At 53.9% G+C, this 12,367-nt stretch carries 5 protein-coding genes; 2 read left to right on the top strand and 3 right to left on the bottom strand.

The annotated features are described in order from the left end of the window. Window positions 1-6: 6 nt before the first annotated feature. Both RBB81_RS08020 and RBB81_RS08015 read right to left on the bottom strand, forming a co-directional pair. The gene (locus tag RBB81_RS08020) at window positions 7-6,360 is read right to left on the bottom strand and encodes an Ig-like domain repeat protein (RefSeq protein ID WP_353073317.1); all 6,354 of its coding nucleotides are present in this window, start codon (window positions 6,358-6,360) and stop codon (window positions 7-9) included. A gap of 1,020 nt (window positions 6,361-7,380) precedes the next feature. After that, a complete protein-coding gene (locus RBB81_RS08015; protein WP_353073316.1) occupies window positions 7,381-8,538 on the bottom strand; it encodes an SIS domain-containing protein in 1,158 nt (385 codons plus the stop codon). A gap of 336 nt (window positions 8,539-8,874) precedes the next feature. Between RBB81_RS08015 and nagA the strand changes: the two genes are divergently transcribed. Both nagA and RBB81_RS08005 read left to right on the top strand, forming a co-directional pair. Continuing rightward, window positions 8,875-10,041 carry an N-acetylglucosamine-6-phosphate deacetylase gene (nagA, locus tag RBB81_RS08010; protein WP_353073315.1) on the top strand — a complete coding sequence of 389 codons (1,167 nt, stop codon included), beginning with the start codon at window positions 8,875-8,877 and terminating at the stop codon, window positions 10,039-10,041. 301 nt (window positions 10,042-10,342) lie between these two features. Next, a complete protein-coding gene (locus RBB81_RS08005) occupies window positions 10,343-11,053 on the top strand; it encodes a GntR family transcriptional regulator (RefSeq protein WP_353073314.1) in 711 nt (236 codons plus the stop codon). Here RBB81_RS08005 and RBB81_RS08000 read toward each other — a convergent pair. Continuing rightward, a complete protein-coding gene (locus RBB81_RS08000) occupies window positions 11,043-12,323 on the bottom strand; it encodes a sugar MFS transporter (RefSeq protein WP_353073313.1) in 1,281 nt (426 codons plus the stop codon). The genes RBB81_RS08005 and RBB81_RS08000 overlap by 11 nt on opposite strands. Window positions 12,324-12,367 lie beyond the last annotated feature (44 nt).

Raw genomic sequence — 12,367 nt, 5'->3', positions numbered from 1 at the left:
CTTCTCCTACTGCACAATCAAAGTGGCGGTTGCCGCATGTTGGACGGTACCTTCGATACCGGTTACCGTGACGGTGTAGGTCGTGGGGGTGAGAGTGAAATACCCGCCTGCGCAGCCACTAAGTGCGGCGATTGGCAGAAGAGAACCGAGCGTCAGGAGGGCCAGCATCAAAGTACGAGGCATCTTCTTTCGAAGTGTCCGCATTGTTCCGAGGCCGAGAAGGCTAAGCATTCCGAGCGCGACCGAAAGTTCGTTCTTTGAGGAAATAGGTCCCTGGGGTGAGGAATTTCGCGCAGTGAGAGAACTGCTGGTTTGCACGTTGAGAACCACTCCCGTGGCGCCACTACCAGCCGCAACGGCAGATGGAGTAAACGTATAGGTTGAACCCGGTGGCAAGCCTGTGACCGTGACTGTCACATCATTGAGGAAGGTTGTCGCGCTTATGGGAGCGAGGCTAAAGTTATAGCTTGTCGCCGCGCCCGGAAAGACATTCTGGCTAGCGGGACCACTATTTGTGTTTGTGAAGTCTTCCACAATGTCGTTCGCGGGAGCTGACGTGCTGGATGCGAAGGTGCTGTCTCCGGAATACACCGCTACGATCTGATGTGTCCCCATTGCCAGATTCGCGGTGAGCAGGGCCGCATTCGCATTCGTGTTGAGCGACACCGCGACACCTCCGTTTGAGGTAAGCGAAGTCGTTCCCAATACGGTCGTACCATCTAAGAAGGTTACCGTGCCCGTTGCGTTAGGACTAGAAGCCGTGACGTTTGCCGTAAAGGTTATTCCAGTCTTGATCAGTTGGGCAGGTGTGCTTTCGGTAATCGTGATAATAGTCGGGATCTTACTGATGACCTGTACTAACACCGAGGAGATGGATGAACTATAGCTCGAGTCCCCCCCATACGATGCAGTGATGGGGTGAGACCCAATCGTCAATGTCGATGTGGAAAAGGTTGCGACTCCTGAGATATTGACTACTCCAGTGCCCAGAGTGGTAGAACCGTCGAGGAAGATCACCAAACCAGTTGCCCCAGGATGTACGACCGCGGAGAAGGTTATAGGCTGACTAACTGCAGATGGATTAGTCGACGACGTCAGAGTTACAACTGTGGCTGTCTTTCCTACTGTTACTAGAGTAGGTGGCGACGTAGCCGGATTATTATTCGCGTCTCCAGAGGTGGCTGCAGTAATGGGATCAACTCCGAGCGGCAGCGATGGAACGTTAAGAGTTGCAACTCCATTCACAATGGTCGCTGACCCTAATGGAGTTATGCCGTCAGAAAAAGTAACTGTACCCGTCACCCCTGTCGGGACTGTCTCGGTAATAGTCTCAGGTGTATCGATGGGTAGGTTAGACGACGACACAACGGGCGGGGGCAAGATCGGCGTATTTTTTCCGACCGACTGGGTGAGGCTAGCTGTTGCGGCGTTGTAGTTGGTATCGCCGCTGTAGGTAGCAGTGATCGTGTCGCTTCCTGCCGGCAGGGTGGAGGTGGAGATGGTTGCTGCTCCGCTCGTTATCGTTGAGGTTCCGAGGAGAGTTGCACCACTGGTAAAGGTCATCGTGCCCGTTACGCCAGATGGAAGCGAAGCGGTAAAGGTCACAGACTGATTCACCGCAGATGGGTTGGCAGAGGAGGTTAGAGTTACTATCGGAGTGGCCTTGGTCACGCTTTGCGTGGTAGTGCCGGTGGCTGGGTTGTCATTCGTATCGCCACCATAAGAAGCAGTGATGGGATCACTGCCAACAGGCAGAGTCGTCGTGCTGACGGTTACAGTTCCGGTTGTCGGATTTACTGTTCCAGAGCCCAGCATCGTTCCTCCACTGGTGATCGTTATCGTGCCAGTGGTACCAGGGGGCACCGTCGCCGTGATCGTGACAGGACTTCCATACGTGCTCGAACCGGAGGTAGTAACAACCACTGTCGGAGTCGTCTTACCAACTGACTGAATAAGAGTTGCCGTCGCGGTGTTGTAATTAACATCACCACCGTAAGTGGCTGTGATCGTGTTACTCCCGCTCGGAAGCGTAGAACTAATTACTGTTGCCATGCCGTTGGTCAGGGCTGACGATCCAAGGATGTTCGAACCGCTCGTGAAGGTCACTGTCCCAGTTACGCTGGTCGGAAGCATGGCTGTGAAAGTTACAGCTTGATTCACAGCAGACGGGTTGGTAGAAGATGTCAGATTTACTGTAGGAGTTGCCTTTGTCACAGTTTGGGTAGTTGAACCGGTCGCGGGATTGTCGTTCGAATCGCCACCATAGGAGGCTGTGATCGGATTACTACCAACCGGAAGCGTCGTTGTGGTGATTGTTACCGTTCCGGTCGTGGGATTAACTGTGCCAGATCCCAACGTCTCGCCTCCACTGGTGACCGTTATTGTGCCGGTTGTGCCAGGAGGTACAGTCGTCGTAATCGTGACCGGATTGCCGTAGGTGCTCGAACCAGACGTAGTGACAATGACCGTCGGCGTAGCTTTGCTAACTGTCTGGGTCAGAGTTGCGGTTGTAGAGTTATTGTTCGCATCGCCATTATACGTAGCGGTGATCTGATCAGAACCTATCGGGAGCGTCGAAGTGCTTACAGTAGTTATCCCATTCACTAATACGGATGTGCCCAGAACAACCGATCCGCTGGTGAAGGTTACTGTTCCGGCTGCGTTCGACGGAAGAGATGCCGTGAAGACAACTGACTGATTGGCGGCGGATGGGTTGATCGACGAGGAAAGGGTTTCTTGAGGAGAGGCCTTGGTCACAGTCTGGGTGGTGGTGCCGGTGGCTGGGTTGTTGTTTGTATCGCCCCCGTAGGAAGCCGTAATTGGATCATTACCTACCGGAAGTGTGGTCGTAGTAATCCTCACCGTTCCGGTTGTGGGATTCACTGTTCCTGAACCAAGAGTTAGGCCGCCGCTAGTAACAGTAATTGTGCCGGTTGTGCCAGGGGGAACAGTCGTCGTGATCGTGACCGAACCACCATAGGTGCTAGATCCAGAGGTTGTCACCGTTACGGGCGGCGTATTTTTTCCGACCGACTGGGTGAGGCTAGCTGTTGCGGCGTTGTAGTTGGTATCGCCGCTGTAGGTAGCAGTGATCGTGTCGCTTCCTGCCGGCAGGGTGGAGGTGGAGATGATTGCTGCTCCGCTCGTTATCGTTGAGGTTCCGAGGAGAGTTGCACCACTGGTAAAGGTCATCGTGCCCGTTACGCCAGATGGAAGCGAAGCGGTAAAGGTCACAGACTGATTCACCGCAGATGGGTTGGCAGAGGAGGTTAGAGTTACTATCGGAGTGGCCTTGGTCACGCTTTGCGTGGTAGTGCCGGTGGCTGGGTTGTCATTCGTATCGCCACCATAAGAAGCAGTGATGGGATCACTGCCAACAGGCAGAGTCGTCGTGCTGACGGTTACAGTTCCGGTTGTCGGATTTACTGTTCCAGAGCCCAGCGTCATTCCTCCACTGGTGATCGTTATTGTGCCAGTGGTACCAGGGGGCACCGTCGCCGTGATCGTGACAGGACCGCCATACGTGCTCGAACCGGAGGTAGTTACAACTACTGTCGGAGTCGCCTTATTTACTATCTGGGTCAGAGTCGCCGTTGCGGTGTTGTTGTTCGTATCGCCGTTGTAGGTCGCGGTGATCGTATCGGAACCGATCGGCAAGACTGTACTGCTTACCGTCGCTATCCCGCTGATCAAGGTTGAGGTGCCCAGAACAGTCGACCCGTTAGTGAAGGTCACTGTACCGGTTGCATTGGAAGGAACAGACGCGGTAAAGACCACTGACTGGTTCGCAGCAGATGGATTGATCGAAGAAGAGAGCGTCTCAATAGGAGTTGCCTTCGTTACCGTCTGAGTAGTCGCTCCTGTCGCCGGATTGTTAACGTTGTCTCCACTGTAGTTTGCCGTGATCAGATCACTTCCTACCGGCAATATCGTGGTCGATATCGTCACTGCTCCAGAAGTTGAAGTGACTGCGCCTGATCCCAGGGTGACGCCGGCGCTGGTTAGCGTGATCGTGCCGGTCGGACCGGGCGGCACGGACGCAGTGATCGCGACCGAATGGCCGTAGATGCTCGAACCGGAAGTAGTAACTGTCACCGCAGGACTCAACTTCGCAACGACTTGAGTCAAGGTAGAGGTGGAAGCATTGTCATCTCCGTCTCCACCATATGTGGCAGTAATGAGATTATTACCAAGTGGAAGCGTCGAGGTCGTGAATGTGGCGACACCGTTCGCCAGTGTTGCACTCCCAAGAGGGGTTGAACCGCTCGCAAATGAGACCGTACCAGATAGGTTTGCTGACAACGTATCTGTGAAGGTGACTGGACCTCCGGGTAGGGACGGATTTGCGGAGGAAGTCAGAGTCGATGTGGGGCTGTCTTTAGCCACCGTCTGCAGAGTGGTTCCTATAGCAGAGTTGTAGTTGCCATCACCACTGTAAGCGGCCGTGATGAGATCGCTTGGCGGTGTCAGCAGCTTCGTAGTTACTGATACGGTGCCACTCGTGATGGTTCCAGAGCCAAGGGCGATACTACCGCTCGTAAAGACAATTGTGCCAGTCGCGTCGGCGGGGACCGAAGCTGTGATCGTAACAGTGTCGCCGTAGTTGCTGGGCCCAGAGGTCGTGACACTTACAGTTGGTGTTGCCTTATTGACAACCTGAACCAGGACAGGGGATTTGCTGGAACTATATTGTGCTGTGATGTTATGCGCACCCCCCGAAAGGCTAGAAGTTGTGAGTGTGGCGGTGCCTCCCGATATGACGCCACTGCCGATGCTCTTCGTGCCATCGAAGAAGGTTATCGTCCCAGTTTTTCCGGTAGCTACGGTTCCTGTGAAGGTAACAGATTGCAAATAAGTTGATGGGTTTGGCGAAGAACTCAGCAGAACATTAGAAACTGTCGCAGTTACCATGTTCGAATTACTGGGGTTGTAGTTTGAGTCTCCAGCGAATGTAGCAGTGAGGGCGTCGGCTCCTATCGGCAACGCAGTTGTCGTCAGGGTGGCTACTCCTTTCACAAGCTTTCCGGAACCAAGCAAGGTAGTTCCGGTGAAGAACTTAACAGACTCAGTGTCAGTTGTTGTAGTCGGTGGTCCGACTGTGTAGGGAGAAAGGACAGCGGTCAACACTACAGACTGTCCAGGCAAAATTGCTGAAGTTGAAGATGCCGTCAAAGTGAGTGTGGTATTTACAGGCGCCGCAGTGAGTGGGACTGTGGCTGAGAGGCTGCCTATGTAAATGGAGTCACCAGAATAACTCGCATCCACTTGATGAACGCCACTGCCAAGTGGAAAGACAGCGACATGAGTGAGGGCGGAGGCGACAGATGTCTGTTGGACCTGACTCAGCGAAACAGCAGCACGAGGTGTGTCCGCATCAGTTCCGATGAGATCAGCGTTGCCGTCGTTGTTATAGTCTCCGGCATTTACAGCGTACGTGAGGGCGAAGCCACCTATGCCAGGCTCCTGATAGTTCTGAAAAGTTCCATCGCCATTGCCCTGATATACGAGAGCACCGGTACTACCTCCTGCGATGATGTCAGGGATTCCATCGCCATTTACGTCGGCAAGGTGGGGATCCGAGGGAATGTCAGACACATAGGTCGTCGTCGTGAAATCTCCCTTTCCATCTCCAAGAAGCACAAAAAGGCTGTTTCCAATATTGTTGCCGCTTCCCGGTCGCGTGATCGTACTCGAAATAATGTCTGGAAAGTCGTCGGCGTTTGTATCGCCAGCGGTAAGAAATTCGCCTATCTGGGTGGCGACGGGAGAAGTCGGGAGTTGGAATGTGCCATCACCGTTTCCGAGAGCGAGGTAGAGATCTGACAACGAACTATTCGGGGTTGCGGTGTTGACTGCGTAGGCTACATCGTCCTTGCCATCTAGATTAAAGTCTGCAACCACGACACCATGCGCAAGAGCGGGAGTAACGAGAGGTACTGCCTCTGGCAGGAACTTGCCGCTGCCATCACCAATAAAGATTGTGATGTTTTGCTGTGACTTATTGGAGAGCGCAATATCCAGAAGACCATCACCATTGAAATCTCCAATGGCAATGCTTGCAACATCGCCCGTCGGATAATAAACGGGAGTCTGGAATTTACCATCCCCACTGCCGAGGATGATCACAAGACCACCGTTCGTACCATCGGAGCAGCCGAGAGCAATGTCAGTGACGCCGTCTCGGTTGAAATCGGCGAGGAGAATCTGGAGCGCTTTACCAACGACGCAGCCGGCGTAGTTTACCTTCGGCTTGAACGTTCCATCTCCATTACCAAGGAGCACAGAGATCGTTTGGGCAGCGTCCCCGGTGACGACATCTAGGTTGTTATCGGTGTCGAGATAGGCCGACGCGATTGCCACGGATCTCAGGGTGGTGCCATTGCCTCCTATGGCAAATGGCTGATTTTGGAGGAAGGTTGTCGAAAGCGTAGATGCGACAAGGTTCTCGGTACCAAGCAAACTGTTACTTGTGCTGGTGTCTAGGAACGAAATACTACCAGTGGGGCCTGTATTGAGCGAGCCAAAGCCAGCGACTGTTCCTGTGAGACTGTAGTTCCCGATGGAGCCTGTAGATGCCAGAGTTAGGGTCGAAGCATAGGTGCCCGTGACTGCATAGGTGACTGTATTTGACTCACTACTGGCATAAATATTATTCGCTCTGAAAACCGCTTTATAGCTGTGGTTTCCAATCGGTCCGCTGCCGATTTTTATGGACGCGGTTGCTGCGGGAGAGGTCAGTTGCGCAATGCCCAAAGCGGAGTTATTTTCGCAAAACTTCGCCGTCGCCTCACAAAAGAGCACCAAACCGGCACTGATTGGCGAATTTCCCGCTGTAACGGTTGCCGTTAAGGTAATTGGTGTCTGATAGGCGACCGTAGTCGCTGAGATTGCCAATGTCGTGACAGTTGGCGTTGGGTTAGGCGTTGTTCCAAAGGCCGCGGAGGAAAGAATTGACATCAACACGAGGGGGAAAAGAACCCGTGTTCGGCAAATACCTCTAAAAACCGAGACAGAAAAACAAGGCGAACGGTGAGACAAGCGCTTCATAGGGTCCCCTTGGCTCGTTACTTCGACCAAACTTTAGTACCCACCGTAACCTCCTGAGTCGGCACTACCTATTACACGAAAGTTGCATCATAGCGATGGCTCGTTTGGCCCCAATCTCGCTGGATATTGTTAGAAAGCCCAACAAATGCAATGGGGAGGCCTGCTTGTACTCAAACGAAGCCCTCTGCGATTGCGCTTGGAATAGATTATTAAATGAAATGGGACACGACTCGCCTCCGCCTAAGTAGGACAAGGGTAGGCACTGCTAGAGCCAGAAGTTACTTCCAGCGTCTAAGAATACGGGTCGATTGGTACTGGAAGCTTGTCCGGGAACTATTCCTCTGTGACGGCCTTGACCAGATTTCTGGGCCGATCAACATCGATGCCCCGACTGATCGCCAGGGAGTAGGCGAGCAGTTGAAATGGCACGACCTCTAGAATTGTCGAGAGCAGATCGTTGCTAGCAGGAATAAAGAGGCAGGCGTCGCTGCACTGAGGGACCTCTTGATCTCCTTTAGTCGCCAAGGCAATGATTCTTGCACCTTGCGCCCGCATGTCCTTCATTAGCTGTAGGACCTTGGAATAACGCAGTAGTGAATCGGGATCGCCAGCGTCAGCAGTGGCTATCATAATTAGCGGAGAGTCCTTGCTGACGAGAGCATTGGGACCGTGTTTCAGTTCCCCTGAGGGATATCCTTCGGCATTCAAATATGCGGATTCCTTAAGCTTAAGCGCTCCTTCGCGGGCGATCGCATAATGAGCACCGCGACCGAGGTAAAGCAGCGCGCGAGAGCTTGCCAGCTGAGGCGTCAGCGCGTCAATCTGTTTCTGCCATTCCGGCAATGCTGTCCGCAAGAGACCGGGGATCTCCTGAAGCTGGCGGCCGTGAGCCTCAGCAGTCTGCAGCGTCATCCGACCGCGAACGCGAGCCAGGTGAAGAGCTAGAGAGTAGAGTACCGCGAGCTGCGTGGTAAAGCTTTTTGTTGCCGGGATGGCCTTTTCAACGCCGGCGAAAGTTGGCATCGAGGCGCTTGCCTCGGTTGCCATGCTGGAACGAGCATTATTGGTGATCGCGACAGTGGCAAGTCCCCGGGCTTGGGCCTCTCGGAGAGCGGCAAGTGTATCGGCTGTTTCCCCGGACTGGGAGATAACGACTACGCCAGGATTATGCAGCGTATGTGTTGAGCGATAGGTGTATTCACTGGCGTATTCGACATCGACAGAGATTCCAGCCAGATCTTCAAGCATGATTTCACCAGCGAGACCCGCGTGTCGGCTAGAGCCACTGGCGGCAATAACGAGCCGCTCCCGCCCCCCAAGGGCATCGACAACCGGTTGAAACGTCTCTGCTGTTGAAACGCCGCCTGGGACATATTGCTCGATAGTCGCGGCGAGAGCTTGGGGCTGTTCGTAGATCTCACGCAGCATGGCGTGAGGAAATGTCACAAGCTCCTGCGGAGTGAGCGTCGGTTCTGTCATTTGCTTTGGCATCCGTTTGCTTTTAGTTGCGTTAAGGGATGGCGGGCAGCGCTGCGGAGCAACTGACCCGTTGAAGACGGTTGAGCACTACCGTTGAGCTATGGGGGAAGCAGTCGCTTAGATCAAGCTTATGCAGACTATGCATCATCGACAATGACCTGTATTGAAAGATGAAATCTCTGCTTCGCCAAACTTGTATGTACGACTATACTGGATTTGCGATATCAAGGATAGCTTTGTTTACGAACGTGGTGACGACGGCTCATAGCCTTCGCGATGTCCGCGCGAAGGTTCAGAACATGGTTAACTAGAGCTTGCGTTTAGCGTGGAGTTAACGAAAGGGCGGCAATGATTAGTACGATAGCGGCGCGGAGACTCATAAGTTCAGACGCGGCGGTCGAATACCCGCTCGTTAGAGTAGAAGATGGTCGGATCAGCCAGATAGAGAGCCTGAACGCGGCTGACCACAAATTGACAGAGGCAACATATAGATTTCCTGAGGCCACCCTGGTACCGGCTTATGTCGACATACATATTCACGGTTGCGCTGGACACGATGTCATGGAGGCCGACGCGGAGGCGCTGGACGCGATTGGGTCCTATCTTTCCAGCCGGGGTGTGGGAGCATACTTTCCGACCACGGTCACGTCTCCGACGGACGAGACTCTACGCTCTTTGACGGGACTCGCGACTGAGATCAGACTGAGAGCGGCGGCTGTCGTCTGTGGCGCCACGCCTCTGGGAATACATCTCGAAGGGCCGTTTCTCTCTCACTTGAAACGTGGCGTACATACGGATGCTCTGCTGCAAGTGCCCACTGTCTCACTGTTCGATCGTTTCTGGCAGGCAGCAGAAGGCCAGATTCGCCTTATGACGATTGCTCCCGAGCTGCCCGGGGCGACTGAACTGATCGCGCATGCCACTGCGCTTGGCGTTCGTTGCAGCATGGGACACAGCGATGCCAAGGTCTGCGAGGCGGATGCCGGCTTTGTGGCTGGAGCGCGTTCCGCAACCCATACGTTCAATGCAATGCGGGCCATTGATCATCGGGAGCCTGGATTAGCGGCCTATGTACTGGATAAGCATTTACTGTTTGCCGAGATCATCTGTGACGGCATTCACGTGGACCCCTTAATGGTCAGGCTCTTCTTCAAAGCAAAGGATAAGGACCGCATCATTCTGGTGACCGATGGTATGAGTGCCACCGGAATGCCTGACGGGACTTACATGCTGGGCGACATGAAGGTTGAAGTGCGTGACGGGCGCTGCACCTCAAATGGCACTCTTGCAGGCAGCGTATTGACTCTGGACCGCGGAGTGCAGAACTTCATCAACTTTACCAGCGCAAGCATGGATACCGCTGTCGCTGCCGCATCGCGAAATCCTTCTCGACTGATGGGCATCGATGACAGCTGGGGCAGTCTCGACGAGGGTCGCGAAGCCAATATCACCGTGCTATCACCTTCTGCGGAGGTCATACAAACCTTCTTGTCGGGAAGATCAATGATTGCATGAAGTGGAGTCGCTCCTATCTTGCGTTCAGCCAACACAGCTCGCTGAATCCGCTACCTGTTGTTACCCACGTCTGACAAGGTGTGTATAGACAACTGAACCGCGTTAAGACTAAAAAGACAAGGGACGTCAATTATTTCGATATGTTGTGTCCACAAGATGCTGGCTGAAACTGCCCATCCGGCGTCGCTGCGAGCCATGCAGACACAAATAATGTCGGAAGGTCTCAGGAGATAGAGTGTCGAAGCCTCAAAATCAAACTGTTTCAGCCGTACGTCCCCTGGATAAGAGCGGATTCATACCGTTGTACTACCAGATTCAGCGGGCCTTGATGGAAAAGATTCACTCGGGGGAGCTATCCACAGGGGACCCTCTGGCTTCTGAGGAGGAACTGGCGCGGATCTACCAGGTGAGTCGAATGACGGCCCGGCAAGCTCTACACGGGTTGAAGACTAGCGGCTTCGCGATTAGCCAAAAGGGGCGCGGCACGTTTGTCACCCGACCAAAACTCGAGAAGAACATCATGCATTTGCGCGGGTTTACCGAAGATATGAAGCATCTCGGTATGGCCCCGAGTTCAAAACTAATCGAGCAAACGGTGGTGAAAGCGACGGCAGAACTCGCGGAGCAGTTGAAGGTCGAAACGGGAGAGGCTGTGATGCGGTTGCGTCGACTACGGCTCGCTGACGGAATTCCGATGGCGCTCGAACTATCTCATATTCCACTAAAACAATTTCCAGGTCTTGAGAAGATCAATTTCGCGAAGCAATCCCTCTACTTCGTCCTTCGCGAAACATTTGGTGTGCGCGTGGCCTGGGCCGATGAGGTGATCGAGGCGCTGCCCGCGACTCGCGAAGAATCCGATTTACTGACAATCCCAAAGAAGGCGAGTATCCTTTCTATCTCGCGGACCATTATGACCACCGAAGAGACACCGATCGAGGTAGCCTGCTCCCGTTATCGCGGCGACAGATATCGTGCTTCGATCCGCGTGCCAACCACGACTATTGAATAAGGGCTGAGCTCGGAGCGAGCGATGCATCGGCTGAGTTCAGATTGCGATGCCCCCTGATTGCGAAGAAGAAAATGTAAGCGTAACAAAGCAAAACAATCGCGAAGCTGTGCTGATAGCCAAGCGTATCGGCGAGAAAACCCTGAATTTCCGGGATCACTGCCCCACCGACGACCATCGTGATTAGAATTCCGGAGCCCTGGCTCGTGAATCTTCCCAACCCCTTTACCGCCAGCGGGAAGATGCAGGGCCACATGACCGAGTTACAAAGGCCGCAAAAAACTACCGCCCACATAGCGATGTGCCCATGGGCTGCGACGGTGAGAGCAATGAGGCCGGCAGCAACCAGCGAGACGACAGCAAGTGCCCTTTGAGCTCGAATCCAGCGCATCGCGAAGTATCCGACGAAGCGGCCTATCAGGGATAGCCCCCAATAGTAGGAGACGTATCGCGCAGCGACCTCGTGGCTCAAGCCCCCCATCGATGGCTGGCCAAGATAGGTGATCATGATGCTTCCAATGGCAACCTCGGCTCCCACATAGAAGAAGATCGCGAGCGCACCCAGTCTTAGATGGCTGAAGCTCCATGCGCTTCCATCAGCACCGGATTTGGAATCGCCCTTTTCAATGACGTCGGGTAACTGCACGAAGGCTGTGATGACTGCCATGGCAAAAGCGCAGATGGCGAGAATCAGGTAGGGCTTCCGCACAGAGTGGGCGAGTTGCGCCGTCGAGGCACCCGCGGCTATGAAGATGAAGGCAGCGCCAACTCGGGGAGCGGAAGTTGTAGCAATCGAGTTGAAGAACCCAGCCAGATTTAGCCGAGAAGCCGCTGTCTCCGGAGGTCCCAATGCACCGACGTAGGGATTAATGGCTACCTGGAGAAGTGCCAGGCCGCTGCCAACGACGAATAGTGCGAAGAGGAACAGTGGATAAAAGATGATGATGGAGGCCGGAAGAAACAGAAGCAGGCCAAGCCCCATGACTGACAGCGCGACCACGATCCCGCGCTTGTAGCCGATCCGTCCGACGATCCATCCTGACGGGAGCGACATTACGAAGTACGCTCCGAAGAAGCAGAACTGGACCAGCAGCGCAGTGACGTTCGTGAGATGGAAGAGATCCTTGAAGTGAGGAACCAGGATGTCATTCAGAGCGGTGATGAAACCAATGCCAAAGTACAAAGAGACCATCAGCATTAGTGGAACGGTGTAATTCTTGCTGCTGGTCTCGACCGTGGTGATAGAGCTTTCTCCCGTGACTCCAAGTGCCATTTCAATCCCCTGTTCGTGCACACGTTTCTTGTATTGTCTAGATG

The organism is Tunturibacter gelidoferens (genome assembly GCF_040358255.1).
GTDB classification, from domain to species: Bacteria; Acidobacteriota; Terriglobia; order Terriglobales; family Acidobacteriaceae; genus Edaphobacter; species Edaphobacter gelidiferens.
This window is presented reverse-complemented; position numbering and strand designations above follow the sequence as displayed.

Bases quoted from the DNA above. Each gene is read 5' to 3' on its own strand.
- RBB81_RS08015 (WP_353073316.1), bottom strand. From the start codon at position 8,538: ATGCCAAAGCAAATGACAGAACCGACGCTCACTCCGCAGGAGCTTGTG.
- nagA (WP_353073315.1), top strand. From the start codon at position 8,875: ATGATTAGTACGATAGCGGCGCGGAGACTCATAAGTTCAGACGCGGCG.
- RBB81_RS08000 (WP_353073313.1), bottom strand. From the start codon at position 12,323: ATGGCACTTGGAGTCACGGGAGAAAGCTCTATCACCACGGTCGAGACC.